The following is a 16,770-nucleotide window of genomic DNA, read 5'->3' as shown; positions in this document are numbered from 1 at the left end:
ATTGAGTCAATGAATAGCAGTTTGCGGAAGGTGATTAAATCTCAACAGATTTTTCCGACCGATGAGGCTGCTTTTAAGCTGGTCTATTTGGCGATGCGGCATATCTCGAAGAAGTGGACAATGCCCTTTCGTGATTGGAAACCTGCACTTAATCGATTTGCCATCCTCTTTGAGGATCGTCTCCACTTCTAGCTCCTAGACTTTACACAATCTACTTGACAGTCTCCAGTCGGATGGCACTTTGGCTTCAAACTGCATCTAATCGTCAATGACAAATGGGAATTGCTTGCTTTTAAACTTACTCCCGCCAATGTTGATGACCACCAACCTGTGCCTGAGATGGCTCAAGACTTATTTGGTCAATTGTTTGGTGACCGTGGTTATATCTCCCAAAAGTTGTTTGAAAAGCTCTATGAACAAGGTTTGCAACTGCTTACCAAGCGCAAGAAAAATATGAAAAACTGTCTGGTCAAGTTAATCGACAAGATTTTGCTTCGCAAACACGCAATTATTGAGTCCGTCAATGACCAACTCAACAACATTTCTCAGATTGAGAATTCAAGACATCGCAGTTTTTTCAATTTCCTTGTTAACCTTCTTGCTGGGTTAGTTGCCTATACCTATCGTGAGACTAAACCTGCCTTAGAGCTTCTCTTCAAAGGCTTGCCTTCTCTACCTCCTGCCATCTTTTAGTTCGTCGAACTCACGTTAATATTAGAAACTCTTTCGTTATTTTCCTCCATCCTTTCCTTTTTAGGACTACCAAATCAAATTCTCAAACTACGCGAAGAAGTTCGCCAAATGCGAGTTGAAATTAAAGATGGCTTCATCGATCTCAAAAAAAGCACTTAAAGATCAAGGTGTTGAAATCTTAAATCACATTGATGAAGTCGCCGCAGATATTAAATTTGAGCAACATCGAGTCGTTCTCATTCGTACCTATGGTCAGTTTTTGCAAGCACTTTAACTAATCAAATCTGCATTAGCTTGTGACAATCCTAAAATCAAAGATCATGACTTAGCCAATGTCCGACAAATGCTGTCTGTTGCCCTCGCTGACTACCGTAATCCGCAACTACTTTCTGATCTAACAGCGATCGGTCAGCTCCGAAGAAAAGAATGTGCTTGGGCGATCAAGCAGACGATCATCATGACCTACCAAATTCAAAAGCAATCAGGAGCAGTTACCCACAGACTTCAAAATCTACAAAATAGTATCCGTCAAGATATTTTGAATGTGAGCGATGCTGTCCAGTACCAAGAAGAAATAGACCTACTCTATCCAGAAATCAGTCTTATTTGCACTCAAGATCTAGCAGTTCTACCATCTTGGCAAGAACAATCAGAATGGATTCACTCTTTACCCGCTTCTGATTTGAAGTTATTAGAAAGCTCTGAACTAAGCCCAGTTCCTCAAGAAATGAACTCTGCACTTAGCAACTTTGAAGTTCCCAAATAAAAAATTTATGAAGAGTTAAAGCCAAAATCTCATTTTGAGTCTCTACGCGATCAACTCAAATTAATGGCTTCACCCGAATTACGCTCAAAATATGAGTATAAGGTAGTCGAGAAAGCTCAAGCTTCGGGACATAAAGCTTTAAAAGTAGATGTAGTTAAACAATCGTCTGATATGGCGATCGCTAATCTATACCATTACTTTCAAAAAGTGTAATCAAGCGATCGCGTAAGTTCTCGAAAGTTTTGCCACACTCTCGAAAATTAGTATTAGCATGTTGAAAGAAAAAAATAAAAAGCAACGCTGTTCTTAACATTTAAAAGAAGCGCTGCTTTTTATTTTTTAAGCATTACCAACAATGACTAGCTTAGGAACTAAAGCAGAAGATCAGAGTTTAAGGTTACAGCTAAGTCAGTATTAGGATTGACAGAGGCAAGCGTCACACTATCACGACCTAGGAATAGACCCAGCAACGCGCCAATTCCAGCACCGCCGAGAATTTCCTCAGTAGCTAGAGCGCGATCGCCTGTTACCGCAGAGATGGCAGCAGCAGCAGCAGCACCGAGGGCAGCATTTTGGAGCAGACCACCGACGTTCACGCCCTTGTCAACTCTCTCAGTCGTGGTTACAACTTTAGAAGTAGCATTGATTGCTCTTCTCTGACCATTGGCAAATACAAGTTCACTGGCAAAGAACTGAGCACCACCTGATACAGTTCGCAATTCACCGACAACTTGAGTACCAGCAGGTATCAAAATTGTGCCTTGGGAATTAGCAATATTTTGCGACACATTCAGTACAAGAGGCACTTTTTCATCAGGTCCGAGCAGAATCTTATCTTTGGAATACTGAACTGCGATCGTATTTCCTGCGGGAATCCTGACCTGATTTTGAACAGGGGGAGTAGTTGTAGTTTGTCCCACGATATAAGGTGAAGTGATCGCATTTGCTTGACCCGAACGCACTAACGATTGATAAATAAACGCGGCAACCTCGGCTCTAGTTGCAGTTTGATTAGGATTTAAGAACTGGACATTGGGATAATTAACCACCAAGCGGTTCTCAGTCGCTGCTGCTACACTATTTCTTGCATAGTTCGGAATGCCAGAAGCATCAGCATAGGTTTGTAGAATTGTCTCAGGTGCTTGACTAGCCGAATAATTCAAGCCATTAGCAAGGGAAACTAAAACCTGTACGCGAGGAATATTTTGGTTGGGTTCAAAAACATTACCTGGGTATCCAGACAGAAAACCTGTTGTGTATGAAGTTTGAATTGCCGAAGCTGCCCAATAACTTGACGCAACATCAACAAAGGTAACACCACCACGTATAGGTGATTTGTTTACAGCTTTGCTAAGCATCGCCGCAAACTGCGCTCTGGTTACTGGATCGTTTGGACGAAATCCCCCATCTGGAAAGCCTTTAATAATGTCTCTTGAAGCTAACTCTTGAATAAAAGTCTGCGCCCAATATCCTGTAGGCACATCATTAAACGTGGTCTGAGCAAAAGCAGAGGTTGCGCTGATCAAAGGAATCGCAGAGCTACCAATAAAGCTAACAGCAACAAGTAATGCAGTGCTAGAACGTTTAGTTTGAGTTGTCATTTTGAGTTTTTCTCCTATACACATTTATGCATATGTAGCAAACGACTGTATATCTAAACTAAATGTTCCTAAAAGATTTTTAGATCTAACACTGTTATGCTCAAAAGCCGCTGATCATTTCTGTTTACTAATTCAATAAGTCACACAAATCGAACATTAAGGTTCGTTAAATATAGGTTTGATTCATCAAGTTAATTAAATAAATCAAACAAATCAAACATTTAATTTATTTGGCAAATTTTCAACATATAGCAATCCTAAATGGGTTGTGAGAGTGCGCCCGAAGGGGCGCACTCTCACAACCCATTTAGGATTGCTATAGAGATTGCTATATGATGGATATAAATAGCTTGAATGCCTGACAGTAAGCCTTGACTAAGTTTCAATTTGACTCTATTCCCGATGCCCTTAACGACCTGAAATCTGGTCGGCTCATTGTCGTTGTCGATGATGAAAACCGAGAAAATGAAGGCGATCTGATTGGGGCAGCCCAATTTGCCACACCTGAGATGGTGAATTTTATGGCGGTAAAAGCTCGTGGGCTGATTTGTCTAGCCATGACAGGAGATCGCCTCGATCGCTTAGATTTGCCACTAATGGTTGATCGCAATACTGACAGTCAACAAACTGCCTTTACCGTCAGTATTGATGCTGTAGAAGGGACATCAACAGGAATTTCAGCAGAAGATCGTTCGCGCACAATTCAAGCGGCGATTAACCCCAATACCCGACCTAATGATCTGCGTCGTCCTGGGCATGTTTTCCCTCTCAGGGCTAAGGGTGGAGGCGTACTGAAGCGGGCGGGGCATACCGAGGCGGCTGTAGATCTTGCCCAAATGTCGGGATTATATCCCGCAGGCGTGATTTGCGAGATTCAAAATGATGATGGATCAATGGCTCGTCTGCCTGAACTGATTGAATATGCGAAATTGCATAACCTAAAATTAATTAGCATTGCCGATCTAATTAGTTATCGTTTGGAACACGATCGCTTTGTGCAGCGAGAGGCGATCGCCAAATTGCCATCGTTATTTGGCAATTTTCGGGTCTATGCCTATCGCAATACCATTGATAATACTGAGCATCTCGCGATCGTCAAGGGTGATTTGCGAGAATTTCCTAATAATGAAGTTTTAGTACGTGTACATTCTGAATGTCTGACAGGTGACGCGCTCGGATCATTGCGTTGTGATTGTCGTGGGCAATTACAAAGCGCCTTAAAAATGATCGAGTTTGCTAATTGGGGCGTAGTCGTGTACTTGCGACAAGAGGGACGCGGCATCGGTTTAATTAATAAAATCAAGGCTTATTGTCTCCAAGATGGTGGCCTAGATACGGTCGAAGCTAACGAAAAGCTGGGATTTGGGGCGGATCTGCGTACCTACGGAGTTGGAGCGCAAATTTTGCATGACCTTGGTATTAAAAAAATGCGGCTAATTACCAATAATCCACGCAAGCTAGCAGGACTTAAAGGCTTTGATATTGAAGTAGTTGGACGCTTGCCCTTGCTAATTGAAACCAATGAGCATAATTGGCGCTATCTGGAAACTAAAGCCGAAAAGTTGGGACATTTACTTTTACAAACCAAGCTAATCACTCTCGGTATTCGCTGGACAGAGCATAAATCTCCTGAATGGCTCACACAGTTACGTGAAGTTGCGGCAACAAACGATTTGCTAATGCAAGAAGAAACATCTACAGAGTTTGCGAGTTTATTTGCTAATGCCGATACCCAAGATCCTGCCTTATTAGCAAAGGATATTGCCAGTAAGCTCTCGATTGTCCATTTAGGGTTTGATCGCTCCAATGAGATTTCTGATGACTGGTATGAGCAACCCAATCATCCCTATCGGCAAGCAATCGTGCGCGTATTCAAACATTTAAAACAATGGGAACAGATCACGACCTTTAAGTTTTGTGTAGCGCTCAATGATGCTGAACTACCTGAAAGTTTTGTGGAGACAATCAATCTTGGGCTTGCTTGGAATACCCCTTGGAAAGGCGATCGCATGTACGAGTGGTTTAACTTTTTCCTCCGCGACGGCGACGATCTTGCCATTCTAGATAAGTAAGATAACCAATGCCACTAGTAGCGATCGCCATTAGCACAATGGCAGCCCAGAAAAAAGTATTGAGGAGAATAGCTTCCGACATAAAACTTGGTTGATTTTTGCTAACTAATCATAATTTATCAAGTGTATCGCGATCTCCTGATCTGCAAACCGAAAATAGAAGGGTGGCGCTCCGCGCCACCCTTCTATTTTCGGTTTTAATTTGTTTTGACTAATTCGAGCATTGCCATAAAAATTAGTGGCGGCGCTCCGCGCCGCCACTAATTTTTATGGCAGTTTGGGATATTGACGAAAATTGGGTTTGCGCTTTTCGAGAAATGCTTGCTTGCCTTCTTGAGCCTCCTGTGTCATATAAAACAACAGAGTCGCATTACCCGCTAATTCTTGAATACCCGCTTGACCATCACAATCTGCATTAAAAGCAGATTTGAGACAACGAATTGCTAGAGGACTCTTGTCTAAAATCTCCTGCGCCCATTGGATACCTTCAGCTTCTAATTGCTCCACTGGCACAACCTTATTCACTAAGCCCATGTCTAGAGCTTCTTGAGCATCATATTGACGACAGAGATACCAAATTTCGCGTGCTTTTTTCTGCCCAACTAATCGCGCCAAATAGGAAGCCCCAAAACCACCGTCAAAACTACCCACCATGGGACCAGTCTGACCAAAAATAGCATTATCAGCGGCGATCGTCAGATCGCAGACTACATGCAGCACATGACCTCCACCGATCGCATAGCCAGCAACCAACGCTATTACTGGCTGAGGCATGGTGCGAATTAGGCGTTGTAAATCGAGTACGTTTAAACGTGGTACACCAGACTCAGAAATATAGCCACCATCACCACGTACTTTTTGATCACCCCCTGCACAAAAGGCATATTTACCATCGGGCGCGGGACCTGCACCAGTTAGCAAAACCACACCAATCTCAATATCTTCTCGCGCATCAGCAAAAGCAGCGATCATTTCCGTAATTGTTTTTGGACGAAAAGCATTACGAACTTGGGGACGATTGATGGTAATTTTAGCCATTCCATCGGCTTTGTGATAGAGAATGTCTTCAAATTCGGCGGCGATTTGCCAATCGGTCATGGTTTTGAGATAGAAAAGTACAGAAAATCATTTTATCATCGGTTTTAGCCGACACATCTTTTTTACCTCCAGCAATTACTGATCAAACTAACGCCAAGAGATTTTTTGAAAGTGTTACTTAGCAACACTTTCAAAAAATCTCTTGATTTGAGTACAAAGCAATGTTGAATAGGCAAGATCTGGAACAAATTATTTTTTTCATCGTCTTTGATTAATTGTTAAATTTTGTCTGATATCACACAGACGGCTTATAAGATACTAAGCTATGAATATTATGGTAGAGCTAGAATCTGAATTCGGGAGAAAAGCAAAATGATTATTGTCTGGAATAGCTTTTTCTTAGGAGTTATTTCCGCTTTTGCCTGCTCTAGCTTAGCTTTGTGGGTAATGGTTTCACTTTCTTTGGGGAAATCTCCTTTACAATTCAAATAACTCTTGGCTATCGAAATGTCTATCAAGCTAAAGAAGAAGCCTCGCAATAATTGCGAGGCTTCTTCTTTGATATTTGTAAGGTTTTGCGACTTTCACTGTGCCTGTGGCACAATGAAAGTCGCTATATGGGTTTTGGTGGTGACGATTGCTATAATTAAGTTCGCAAACATATTCGAAATTTTAAGTAAGGGCAAATAATGGCGACTCCTCACAGGACAAAACAGGTAAATCTTCGTTTTCCTTTGCCTTTATTGAGCCAAATCAAAACAAAAGCTGATGCTAATCAACAGGCGATCGCTGATTGGATTTTAGCTGTGGTCAGCCGAGAGTTTGAGCCAAAGCCCGAAACACCAACAGAAATATCACCAGAAAAAACTCCATTTATATTGCACCCTGAGCTTTTGACATATGTTGAGAGTTGTCTTGCTCCTTTACATTCGCAAATTAACGAATTGAGGATGCAATTGGGGGAGTCCAGAGCCTGATTGACAATGGGAAGTCTAGTCAGGCAAATGTATCAGTTCCCCACGAAGAAAATTCCGCCCAAGATGATAGTAATGCTAGGGGCTTTAGCTCCTCACCAAAGGCAAAGCCATTATTTAACTCGTTAGCAGGATTTGCGTTAGAAGTAGGCGATCGCCTTACCATCAACGGCGAAGAAGTAACTTTTAAAGGGTGGGTTGATCAATCACAGACAGCGATCGAAGTGAAGACGAACGCGGATGATTTATCTTCAGTTAAACAGGTTCGGGCAAAAGAGATCAAAAGTCTATCGCGATCGCTGGATGTTGAAGAAATTTCCGCATCACAGGATGTTACTAGTAAGTCTCTTAATGACGAAGACAAAGCAAAGCCATCATCTTCTGCATTTGGTGATCAGAGCAATGAGCCTATTAGTGACGAACCAGTTAGTGACAACAACCCAAAATCTCCAGATACCGCTGATAATGTTGAAGTATCTGCCGAACCTGAAGAAATTATTGAACAGTCCAAAGAACCTGAATACAACGCTTGGGAAGTATGGACTTATCTAGAAAGACAACGTTTAAAAACGCTCAAATTGATCAATACATTTCAAGCTGAATGGGAAGCTAATCGATTTGTGCGGGAAGCTGAACGCAGCGCTCCAAGTAATTTGCGAGTTCACTATGAGATTCGTCCAGTTTGGCTAGACGAATCTGAACTCATGGGGGATTATCAAAATACTCCAAGCTCGCATAAATCTAATAAATCTAAGGATAGTCAAGTTGAGCAGGACGATGAAGACTATGCTGATGCGATCGATGTCGAGGTAATAATTTAACGGGAGTTAGATATAGCCATTTGCGTCGTGCTTCGCACGACGCAAATGGCAGAAAATGGTAAGAATCGCTTAGCGATTCTTACCATTTTCCGATTTTGTCGAACTAACGTTAAAGTTGCGCCCCTGCGAGGCGAAACTTTACGGGCTTGGGAAATTTATTTTGTACAAGTACTTACGCTCTGCGTATGACCTGTGTTTTACGGTAAAATTCCTAAAGCAATATAAAGCAATATTATTTATTTAAAAGAGAAAATCATGGGAGAAATTGGTAATGCAATGGTCTTATCGATGGTATTAATTCCTGTCGGTATCGCCTTCGGATACTTCTTACTAAAGCTGCAAGGCGAAGAACAAGAAGAAGCCTAATATTTCAAGAAGCGGCGCTAAGCGCCGCTTCTTGTTTAATCAGTTCGGTAAACCACACTATAGCCGTTGCAACCATTTCGGTTAAATTAGCACTCAGTCACCTAGAGTGCTAAACCACTCTAGACAACAACAAGAAATGTTAGTCAACTGAGTGAATACCAATGGCAACAACGACATTAAACGTAACTACTGTAAAACCTTTAGCCGATCGCGTATTTATCAAAGTAAGCGCTAAAGAAGAAAAAACCGCAGGTGGAATTTTCTTGCCTGAAACCGCAAAAGAAAAGCCTCAAGTTGGCGAAATCGCCGCAGTAGGACCTGGCAAACTCGATGATAAAGGTGAGCGCCAAGCCCTCGAAGTTAAAGTTGGAGACAAAGTTTTGTACTCCAAGTACGCTGGCACTGATATCAAACTTGGCACAGATGAATATGTGCTGCTAGCAGAAAAAGATATTTTAGCGATCGTTTCATAATCTTTTTTTTTAGAACGCGAAGCGTTCTAAAAAGTACTTATCAATTACCAGTCACCTAACAAAAAAATATGTCTAAAAAAATAATTTACAACGAAGATGCACGTCGCGCTCTAGAGCGTGGTATGGACATCTTGGCTGAAGCCGTTGCTGTGACCCTAGGTCCAAAAGGTCGTAACGTAGTTCTTGAAAAGAAGTTTGGCTCTCCTCAAATCGTTAACGATGGTGTCACCATTGCTAAGGAAATTGAACTAGAAGATAATGTCGAAAATACTGGCGTAGCCTTAATTCGTCAAGCGGCTTCTAAAACCAATGATGCTGCTGGTGATGGAACTACTACTGCTACAGTTCTCGCCCATGCGATCGTTAAAGAAGGCTTGCGTAACGTTGCGGCTGGAGCAAATTCGATCGCTCTCAAGCGTGGTATCGATAAGGCAACTGCTTTCTTGGTTGGTAAGATTAAAGAACATGCTAAGCCTATTGAAGATTCTAAGGCGATCGCTCAAGTTGGAACCATTTCGGCTGGTAACGACGAAGAAGTAGGCGCAATGATCGCTCAAGCGATGGACAAAGTCGGTAAAGAAGGTGTGATTTCCCTCGAAGAAGGTAAATCCATGTTCACCGAATTGGAAATTACTGAAGGTATGCGCTTTGATAAGGGCTATATCTCCCCTTACTTCGTCACCGATGCTGAGCGCATGGAAGCTTCTTTTGAAGAACCAGTTCTCTTGATCACCGACAAGAAAATTGCATTAGTTCAAGAACTTGTACCTGTTCTTGAGCAAGTGGCTCGCTCTGGTCGTCCTCTGATCATCATTGCTGAAGATATTGAAAAAGAAGCGCTAGCAACTTTGGTTGTGAACCGCTTGCGTGGTGTTCTCAACGTTGCAGCAATCAAGTCTCCTGGTTTTGGCGATCGCCGCAAAGCTATGCTCGAAGATTTGGCAACCCTCACAGGCGCACAAGTAATTACTGAAGATGCAGGTTTGCGTCTTGATGCAGTTAAGCTTGACCAACTTGGTAAAGCACGCCGCGTGATCATCACCAAAGACAGCACCACTATCGTTGCTGATGGTAATGAAGCCGCAGTCAAGACTCGCATTGAGCAAATTCGTCGTCAAATCGAAGAAACCGAATCTTCCTACGACAAGGAAAAACTACAAGAGCGCTTGGCTAAGCTCTCTGGTGGCGTAGCCGTAATCAAAGTCGGTGCTGCTACTGAAACCGAAATGAAGGATCGCAAGCTTCGTCTTGAAGATGCTATTAACGCAACTAAAGCTGCTGTTGAAGAAGGTATCGTTCCTGGTGGTGGTACAACCTATGTTCACCTTGCTCCTGAGCTTCACACTTGGGCAACTGCTAACCTCACAGGCGAAGAACTGACTGGCGCAATCATTGTTTCCAAGGCTCTATCTGCTCCTGTTAAGCGCATCGCCGCTAATGCTGGATTTAACGGCGCTGTAATCGCTGAGAATGTCCGTGAAAAAGACTTCAACATCGGCTTCAATGCGATGACTGGTGAATTTGAAGATATGTTCGTGGCAGGAATTGTTGATCCTGCGAAGGTAACTCGTTCGGCATTGCAAAATGCTGCTTCGATCGCTGGCATGATCTTGACCACCGAATGTATTGTTGTTGATAAGCCCGAAGATAAGGGTGCTGGTGGCGGCGGAGCCATGGGCGCTGGCGGAGACTTCGATTATTAATCAAAGAAAGGATTCGCTAAGCGAATCTTGATCTCCAAAAGAGAAGGGAGCGCTGTGCGCTCCCTTCTCTTTTGGAGTTTTATCCCAAATATACCAAACTCAAAACTTTTGAAAGTGTTGCAAAGCAACACTTTCAAAAGTTTTGAGTTTGAGCGCAAAGCGCTGTAACATCTACATAACTTTTAAGGTGAATGGATGCTCTGGAAACCGACTGAAGATGATGAATTGAGCTTAGAGTGGAACTGGTTGCAAAGCTTTGCTATTTTTATGGTGATCAGCAATGTTTTTATGCCAATTGTGGGGTCATTACTGGCTTTGAGAGTGTTGTTTCGTTATGGCTGGAGAGCGATCGCTACACCAGTGAATCAAGCTTATTTCGGGCTGTCGTTATGGATGATTTTCACCACCCTCATCGCTTTCAATGTCCCTACAGCCGCAGGTGGATTAGCGAACTTCTTGCCATATTTTTTCTTGGCTGCCATTACTAGCTATATAATCCACACCCCTACCCAATTTATTCATCTTTTATGGTTATTGGTACTGAGTTCCATAATGGTGAGTGGATTTGGAGTTTTACAAGCCGTTATTGATCGCCCTGATTGGATATTCCCAAAAGTGATTTTTGATAGCTACCCGATTCCGATGGGATTTAGTCCCGATCGCCGCATTCAGTCATTTTTTGGACATTTCAACGAAACGGCTGCTTACTTGTTAATGATTTTACCGATCGCTTTACATTTTGCACTTGGCAAAGTTAAAAGTATCTCCAAATCTCAACAAGCGATCGCCGCGATCGCCCTTGCATTAGGAACCTGTGTGCTGATTCTGACTGGCTCACGTAATGCTTGGGGACTCGCCATCTTAGGGGCTGTAGCGTTAGCAATGTATTACCGTCAATGGCAACTAGTAGCAGGATTTGGAATTATCTCGCTCATCATTGCATGGGGTGTATTTGGACAGGAATTTGGTTTAGGTGGTGAAGCCGTGCGATCACTATTGCCAGAAGGATTTGTCAATCGCTTAGCTAGTACAGTTGATCCAAAATTAGGCGGTTACGCATCCACTGCCGATCGCTTGAATGTATGGCATTTTGCGCTTTCTCTGATCTCTCAGCATCCAATTCAGGGCTGGGGACTACGCAATTTTCCACTTGTGGCGGAGTCTATGGGCTACGACTTGCGTGGGTTACCCCATGAGCATAATTTGTTTTTGGCGATCGCTGTTGGATCAGGAATTCCTGCGCTGTTAGGGTTTATCGGCATCATTGGCTGGACAATCTGGACATCACTTAAATCAGCACTAATCAAAGAATCAGAAGGAATGATCGTCGTAGTTACGATTGGGGTAATGCTCTTTTTGATGTCAGGTTGGTTAGATTTAGTACTCTATGAACCACGTCTGAGTATGTTGTTATGGCTTTTGCTAGGTGGGATGTATGGCTTAACCAGACATAACAAGTAAAGGCGGCGCAAAGCGCCGCCTTTACTTACTAGCCCAATGCTGGCATAACTCTGGGTAGCTCAAGGCGTTGTTGAGCGGTAGGACGGCGAGTACGACCTGAGAGACGGAAACTGAGGCTTTGCAACTCAATATGCAATTGGCGATTTTCTTTTTGGAGTGCTTCAATCTTTTGTTTGATAGGAACAATCCGCTCTGCAAACTTAGCCCGATAAATATTTGGCAACTCCTGTACAACTTGCTCTAGCATCCGATTGCGATCGCTCATTTCTTGGATGGTGTGACGCAATTCTAAAGCTTCGCGATCGCGATCTTGGATGAGTGCTTGTGATAAAACTAATTGATTTTCAACCAGAGCTAGTTTTTCTGCCAAACAGCGCATTTCTTCTGAATGCTGTTCATGCACCTCAGCATTGGGCAGAAAGGCAGTATTTCCTTTGACTAGACGAAAAAGCTCTTCGGAAAGCTGTTGTACTAGCAAATCCTTTTGTTCTAAGTCAACCTTAAGTAAATTGATTTCCTTCTGAAGATTGGCTGTCATGTTTTCGGAGGGATTCGCGATGGCATTTACGGTGGCATTCATAGGTGCAATTCATTAAGGGAATTTAGGCTAAGATATATATCACACAAGTACTCAGTTGGCAATTTACATTTTTTAATTTCAGCAATTCTGATGGTGAAATCAGTTTTAGGATTTTCATACCCCCTTCCCACCCAAATATTAGCCGTGCGGCGCGAAGCGCTGCACGGCTAATATTTGGGTGGGAAAGGAGTAGGACATATAAAACCAAGAAATAGCGTTGCGGCGCGAAGCGCCGCAACGGCTATTCTTTCACTGGGAAGGGAGTAGCTATCTTTGACGTTGCTATATGCCCTGACGAGAATAATTAACATTTCTATAGAAACTATTATTTATCCATTAAAATGATGTTTTTGTGTAATAATTCCAAGTAACCCGCATCAAGAGCCTTTCTGTGAGCTTTATATATGGACATATGGCAAGTTAAAGATCAAATTTTGAGCTTAGTGCAGAAATATCAACCACATGTCGATTTTTTTGCGATTCGGCTAGAGCGATCGCAGGGAGCAGATATCTTTTTACGCAGTGGCAAAGTTGAAACTCTGAGTACGGGTATCTCGATTGGTGGGCAGGTGAGAGCTTGCCATCGAGGCGGATGGGGATTTGCGAGTTTTAATAATTTGGATAATTTGGAAGCTAAACTTCAAGAAGCGATCGCCGCAGCCAAATGGGTGGGTAATGAAGAAACTGTTTTAGCTGACGTAGAACCTGTGCAAGCAAAAGTATCACTGATTCAGGAAAATCCCCATCAGATCGCACTTATTGATAAAAAGAATTTATGCACTCACTACACAGATATTTTGCGATCGGTTTCTGATCGTGTAGTTAGTACCTCAGTCCGCTATGGCGACTGCACACAGCAAATGATATTTGCCACATCAGAAGGCGCAATGATTGAGCAGGAATGGGCTGATTGGGAGTTAAGATGTTCGGCGATCGCTAGAGATGGTGATACAGTCCAAACTGGTAGAGAAACCTTTGGCTCAAGGCGTGCTTATGCGGATTTACTGAATTTGGAGCAGCAGGTGATTGGTGCATCTCAACGCGCTGTTGCGGCTCTAGACTTACCGACGGTACAAGGCAATACTTACACAGTAGTAATCGATCCAATTTTGGCTGGATTGTTTGTGCATGAAGCCTTTGGGCATCTCTCAGAAGCAGATATGCTTTATGAAAATCCTGATATGTTAGAAACGATGAGCATTGGTAGAAGATTTGGCTCGAAAGACTTACAAATTTTTGATGGCGCAGCAGTGGCTGAGCATCGAGGTAGTTATCTTTTTGACGATGAAGGTGTGCCTGCGACAACAACGCAATTAATCGCTGATGGTGTATTAGTGGGAAGGTTGCATTCGCGGGAGACAGCAGGAAAGTTGGGTGAGCAAGTAACTGGCAACGCTAGATGTTTGGATTATCACTATCCGCCCATAGTAAGAATGACCAATACTTGGATTGGTCGCGGCAAAACCCCTGTGGCGGACTTGTTTAATGACATTCCTGTGGGTGTGTATGCCAAAAACTGGCAAGGCGGCATGACCAATGGTGAGATGTTTACTTTTACCGCAGGTGAAGCGTGGATGATTCGTGACGGTAAAATCGCTGAGCCTGTAAAAGATGTGACACTTTCGGGAAATGCCTTTGAGACATTACAAGATATTGAGGCGATCGGCAATGACTTTGTGTGGGATGAGTCAGGGGGCTGTGGTAAAGGCGGACAAAGTGGATTAGCCGTTGGTTGTGGCTCACCGAGTTTAAGAATTAAGAATGTGATCGTTGGAGGTGAAAACCATGGCTAGAGTCAAAACAGAACTTAAATCAGTTAACTTCCAATTAGTCCAAACGATCGCTGATCAACAACTAACTGAAGATCGTTTGAATTTGCAGCTCAATCGATTAAGGCTAATGTACGATTTTGTATCGGCTTTGAATGCAGCGCAAACAGTTAATGAAATTTATCAAGTTGCTTTAAATGGAATCTGTCATGCATTACGAACTTCACGAGCAGCCGTGATTGTCACGACTTCTTATCATAATTTAAAATACCAAGAATCCATAGGGCTAAGCCAAAAATACAAACAAGCGATCGAGGCTTTTTTTGAAGATTCATCTCATCAAGTAGAAGCAAGATTTCGATCTTTTCCTTACTGCGCGATTTTGCCTAGCGATTCCACCTTGCAGAGTATCTGTCAATCCGAAGGTATTGGCGCGATCGCTGTATTTCCATTGGAGTATGAGCATAGACATTTGGGTGACATTGTTGCGTATTTTGATGCGCCTAGACAGTTCACTGAAGAAGAAGTCCAATTAACACAAACAATAGTTACTTATATTGCGATCGCGCTAACCCGTAAGCAAGCAGAACAAGCTCTCAAAGAGAGTCAGCAATTTATCCAACGAATTACCGACACAATCCCGAATATTCTCTATATCTATGATGTGGAAGAAAAACAGAATATTTATTGTAATCAGACGATTACCAATATTCTTGGTTACTCTCTCTTGGAAATTCAGGCAATGGGTGAGTCCATGCTGCAAACCATTGTGCATCCTGATGACTTCATGAAAGTAAAGGATCATCATGATTACTTACGTGATCGAAAATCAGAAGATTTATTTTTTATTGAATATCGGATGCGCGATGTTCATGGCAAATGGAAATGGTTTTACAGCCAAGAAACCGTATTTTTACGGAATTCTGATGGTGCAGTTAAGCAAATAATCGGTGCAGCTTCAGATATTACAGAATTGAAAGAAGCAGAAAACAGACTTCAATCATCCCTTGCCGAGAAAGAAGTTTTATTAAGAGAAGTCCACCATCGAGTTAAAAATAATCTGAGTGTGGTTGATAGCTTACTGTCAATGCAAGCTCGCTATATTGATGACGCAGAAGCTCTGAGAGCAATTTCAGACAGCCAACGGCGAATTCATACAATGTCGCTCATTCATGAGCAACTATACCAATCTCAGGATGTAGACAAGGTTGATTTTTGTGAATATCTCCAACGTTTAGTTGTAAATCTTTACAGCTCTACAAGTTTTAATTCTAGCCAAGTCGAATTAAAGCTAGATGTTAAGCCCACTCTGTTAAATATTGATACAGCAATTTCGATGGGATTAATCGTCAATGAGCTATTAACGAATGCTTTTAAGTACGCATTCCCGAATAATATGACAGGGTTGATTGAGGTGATTTTATACGAATCTACTGATCCTCGTAATTTGCATTTAGTGATTCGAGATAATGGAATAGGGATTCCAGAAAATGTTGATTTTAATGGAACCAATTCTCTTGGACTCAGATTAGTGAGGATGTTGTCGCAACAACTGAGGGCTAATTTGGATTTATCCTGTTCTGTAGGTACAAGTTTTCATTTCACTTTTCATGAAAATTTGTGATCACGAATTATACTTTACACGGCTTAAGGATGCGGATTTCGGATATAAAATCTAAAGAGAAAAGTGCAGAGGTTAGGAAACGAAGTATGCTGCAAATCGCATTTACAGAAAAGGACAAAGAAGTACTAAAACATGAAAGATTTCACCATCCGCATCCAAGTGTACAAAAAAAAATGGAAGTGAAGTGGTTGAAAAGTCAAAACTTACCACACTGGCAAATCTGTGAGTTAGCAGATATTAGTGAGAACACATTGCGCAAGTATTGCCGAGCCTATCAGGAAGGTGGGGTCGAAAAACTAAAGGAAATCAATTTCAGGCAACCCAAGAGTGAGCTAGAAGCGCATCGAACCACCATAGAGTCATATTTTCGAGAGCATCCACCCGCTACGATTGCTCAAGCAATTAAGCAAATCACTGCTTTGACAGGTATCAAACGTAGTCCCACCCAAGTGCGAGTATTTGTGAAATCAATGGGAATGCGTTGTTTAAAAGTGGATTCGGTTCCATGATGTGGATGCGCAGGAGGAATACAAGCAAAAAAAGCTAGAACCAAGACTTGAAGAAGCGAAATCTGCTCAACGTGCTGTTTTCTTTAATGATACCTATATTACGGGTACTCAAGTCTGTGAATTGTTGTCCAAATTAGCGACTTTAGGCTTAATGATTCCCATCACCTTAGTTTTAGATAATGCTCGTTATCAAAAGTGTCAGATTGTCCAAGCTTTAGCTGATGCGTTGCATATCGAATTACTTTATTTGCCTCCCTATTCTCCCAATTTAATGATTCCCATCACCTTAGTTTTAGATAWTGCTCGTTATCAAAAGTGTC

Annotated in this window: 17 protein-coding genes and 2 pseudogenes; 15 read left to right on the top strand and 4 right to left on the bottom strand. The window is 42.3% G+C overall.

Annotated elements, in window-relative coordinates:
* The 5 genes and pseudogenes from B9G53_RS21025 to B9G53_RS27580 form a co-directional block, all read left to right on the top strand.
* Nucleotides 1-192 (top strand): transposase (locus B9G53_RS21025; RefSeq protein WP_141211843.1); only part of this gene is annotated, 192 nt, incomplete at its 5' end.
* Between the two features lie 27 nt (nucleotides 193-219).
* A pseudogene (locus B9G53_RS21020) lies at nucleotides 220-693 on the top strand (IS982 family transposase); the annotation flags it as partial.
* Between the two features lie 127 nt (nucleotides 694-820).
* Entirely contained in the window at nucleotides 821-967 is a 147-nt protein-coding gene (locus tag B9G53_RS27585; protein WP_176453299.1) for a hypothetical protein, read from the top strand.
* A 69-nt stretch (nucleotides 968-1,036) separates the two neighbouring features.
* Nucleotides 1,037-1,459, top strand: coding sequence for a hypothetical protein (locus B9G53_RS21015; RefSeq protein WP_094535425.1), 423 nt, complete (start codon nucleotides 1,037-1,039; stop codon nucleotides 1,457-1,459).
* A 63-nt stretch (nucleotides 1,460-1,522) separates the two neighbouring features.
* Nucleotides 1,523-1,672 carry a hypothetical protein gene (locus B9G53_RS27580; RefSeq protein WP_176453298.1) on the top strand — a complete coding sequence of 50 codons (150 nt, stop codon included), beginning with the start codon at nucleotides 1,523-1,525 and terminating at the stop codon, nucleotides 1,670-1,672.
* 158 nt (nucleotides 1,673-1,830) lie between these two features.
* Here the strand turns inward: B9G53_RS27580 and B9G53_RS21010 are convergent, their stop codons facing one another.
* A complete protein-coding gene (locus B9G53_RS21010) occupies nucleotides 1,831-3,060 on the bottom strand; it encodes an S-layer homology domain-containing protein (RefSeq protein ID WP_094535424.1) in 1,230 nt (409 codons plus the stop codon).
* Nucleotides 3,061-3,431: 371 nt separating this feature from the next.
* On the opposite strand from B9G53_RS21010, the gene ribBA reads away from it, so the two are divergent.
* Nucleotides 3,432-5,132, top strand: a complete 1,701-nt coding sequence (gene ribBA / locus B9G53_RS21005) for a bifunctional 3,4-dihydroxy-2-butanone-4-phosphate synthase/GTP cyclohydrolase II (protein WP_094535423.1) — start codon at nucleotides 3,432-3,434, stop codon at nucleotides 5,130-5,132.
* Here the strand turns inward: ribBA and B9G53_RS28705 are convergent.
* Both B9G53_RS28705 and menB read right to left on the bottom strand, forming a co-directional pair.
* Nucleotides 5,083-5,214 (bottom strand): hypothetical protein, encoded by a 132-nt coding sequence (locus B9G53_RS28705; protein ID WP_254923758.1) that lies wholly within the window; start codon nucleotides 5,212-5,214, stop codon nucleotides 5,083-5,085. The two genes, ribBA and B9G53_RS28705, sit on opposite strands and share 50 nt — an antisense overlap.
* A 185-nt stretch (nucleotides 5,215-5,399) precedes the next feature.
* Complete coding sequence (menB, locus tag B9G53_RS21000) at nucleotides 5,400-6,230, bottom strand: 1,4-dihydroxy-2-naphthoyl-CoA synthase (RefSeq protein ID WP_094535422.1); 831 nt, start codon at nucleotides 6,228-6,230, stop codon at nucleotides 5,400-5,402.
* Between the two features lie 629 nt (nucleotides 6,231-6,859).
* On the opposite strand from menB, the gene B9G53_RS20985 reads away from it, so the two are divergent.
* The 6 genes from B9G53_RS20985 (at nucleotide 6,860) to B9G53_RS20960 (ending at nucleotide 11,968) form a co-directional block, all read left to right on the top strand.
* Nucleotides 6,860-7,147, top strand: coding sequence for a hypothetical protein (locus B9G53_RS20985; RefSeq protein WP_094535419.1), 288 nt, complete (start codon nucleotides 6,860-6,862; stop codon nucleotides 7,145-7,147).
* 221 nt (nucleotides 7,148-7,368) lie between these two features.
* Complete coding sequence (locus B9G53_RS20980; RefSeq protein WP_094535418.1) at nucleotides 7,369-7,965, top strand: hypothetical protein; 597 nt, start codon at nucleotides 7,369-7,371, stop codon at nucleotides 7,963-7,965.
* Nucleotides 7,966-8,220: 255 nt separating this feature from the next.
* On the top strand, nucleotides 8,221-8,331 hold the full coding sequence (locus B9G53_RS20975) for a PetM family cytochrome b6-f complex subunit 7 (protein WP_094535417.1): 111 nt from the start codon (nucleotides 8,221-8,223) through the stop codon (nucleotides 8,329-8,331).
* Between the two features lie 161 nt (nucleotides 8,332-8,492).
* Nucleotides 8,493-8,804, top strand: coding sequence for a co-chaperone GroES (gene groES, locus B9G53_RS20970; RefSeq protein ID WP_009629538.1), 312 nt, complete (start codon nucleotides 8,493-8,495; stop codon nucleotides 8,802-8,804).
* 68 nt (nucleotides 8,805-8,872) lie between these two features.
* On the top strand, nucleotides 8,873-10,507 hold the full coding sequence (gene groL, locus B9G53_RS20965; protein ID WP_094535416.1) for a chaperonin GroEL: 1,635 nt from the start codon (nucleotides 8,873-8,875) through the stop codon (nucleotides 10,505-10,507).
* Nucleotides 10,508-10,702: 195 nt separating this feature from the next.
* Nucleotides 10,703-11,968 (top strand): O-antigen ligase, encoded by a 1,266-nt coding sequence (locus B9G53_RS20960; RefSeq protein WP_094535415.1) that lies wholly within the window; start codon nucleotides 10,703-10,705, stop codon nucleotides 11,966-11,968.
* A 28-nt stretch (nucleotides 11,969-11,996) separates the two neighbouring features.
* On the opposite strand, the gene B9G53_RS20955 is transcribed toward B9G53_RS20960, so the two are convergent.
* Nucleotides 11,997-12,548, bottom strand: a complete 552-nt coding sequence (locus B9G53_RS20955; RefSeq protein ID WP_094535414.1) for an Npun_F5560 family protein — start codon at nucleotides 12,546-12,548, stop codon at nucleotides 11,997-11,999.
* A gap of 404 nt (nucleotides 12,549-12,952) precedes the next feature.
* Here B9G53_RS20955 and B9G53_RS20950 point away from each other — a divergent pair, with 404 nt between their 5' ends.
* The 3 genes and pseudogenes from B9G53_RS20950 to B9G53_RS28700 all read left to right on the top strand — a co-directional run.
* A complete protein-coding gene (locus tag B9G53_RS20950; RefSeq protein ID WP_094535413.1) occupies nucleotides 12,953-14,341 on the top strand; it encodes a TldD/PmbA family protein in 1,389 nt (462 codons plus the stop codon).
* Nucleotides 14,334-15,941 carry a histidine kinase dimerization/phosphoacceptor domain -containing protein gene (locus tag B9G53_RS20945; protein ID WP_094535412.1) on the top strand — a complete coding sequence of 536 codons (1,608 nt, stop codon included), beginning with the start codon at nucleotides 14,334-14,336 and terminating at the stop codon, nucleotides 15,939-15,941. The genes B9G53_RS20950 and B9G53_RS20945 overlap by 8 nt, the downstream gene beginning before the upstream one ends.
* 86 nt (nucleotides 15,942-16,027) lie before the next feature.
* A pseudogene (locus B9G53_RS28700) lies at nucleotides 16,028-16,770 on the top strand (transposase); the annotation flags it as partial.

The organism is Pseudanabaena sp. SR411 (genome assembly GCF_002251945.1).
Lineage (GTDB): Bacteria > Cyanobacteriota > Cyanobacteriia > Pseudanabaenales > Pseudanabaenaceae > Pseudanabaena.
This window is presented reverse-complemented; position numbering and strand designations above follow the sequence as displayed.

Coding starts and splice junctions, on each gene's coding strand:
- B9G53_RS27585 (WP_176453299.1), top strand. CDS start 821: ATGGCTTCATCGATCTCAAAAAAAGCACTTAAAGATCAAGGTGTTGAA.
- B9G53_RS21015 (WP_094535425.1), top strand. CDS start 1,037: ATGCTGTCTGTTGCCCTCGCTGACTACCGTAATCCGCAACTACTTTCT.
- B9G53_RS27580 (WP_176453298.1), top strand. CDS start 1,523: ATGGCTTCACCCGAATTACGCTCAAAATATGAGTATAAGGTAGTCGAG.
- B9G53_RS21010 (WP_094535424.1), bottom strand. CDS start 3,060: ATGACAACTCAAACTAAACGTTCTAGCACTGCATTACTTGTTGCTGTT.
- B9G53_RS28705 (WP_254923758.1), bottom strand. CDS start 5,214: ATGTCGGAAGCTATTCTCCTCAATACTTTTTTCTGGGCTGCCATTGTG.
- menB (WP_094535422.1), bottom strand. CDS start 6,230: ATGACCGATTGGCAAATCGCCGCCGAATTTGAAGACATTCTCTATCAC.
- B9G53_RS20985 (WP_094535419.1), top strand. CDS start 6,860: ATGGCGACTCCTCACAGGACAAAACAGGTAAATCTTCGTTTTCCTTTG.
- B9G53_RS20975 (WP_094535417.1), top strand. CDS start 8,221: ATGGGAGAAATTGGTAATGCAATGGTCTTATCGATGGTATTAATTCCT.
- groES (WP_009629538.1), top strand. CDS start 8,493: ATGGCAACAACGACATTAAACGTAACTACTGTAAAACCTTTAGCCGAT.
- groL (WP_094535416.1), top strand. CDS start 8,873: ATGTCTAAAAAAATAATTTACAACGAAGATGCACGTCGCGCTCTAGAG.
- B9G53_RS20960 (WP_094535415.1), top strand. CDS start 10,703: ATGCTCTGGAAACCGACTGAAGATGATGAATTGAGCTTAGAGTGGAAC.
- B9G53_RS20955 (WP_094535414.1), bottom strand. CDS start 12,548: ATGAATGCCACCGTAAATGCCATCGCGAATCCCTCCGAAAACATGACA.
- B9G53_RS20950 (WP_094535413.1), top strand. CDS start 12,953: ATGGACATATGGCAAGTTAAAGATCAAATTTTGAGCTTAGTGCAGAAA.
- B9G53_RS20945 (WP_094535412.1), top strand. CDS start 14,334: ATGGCTAGAGTCAAAACAGAACTTAAATCAGTTAACTTCCAATTAGTC.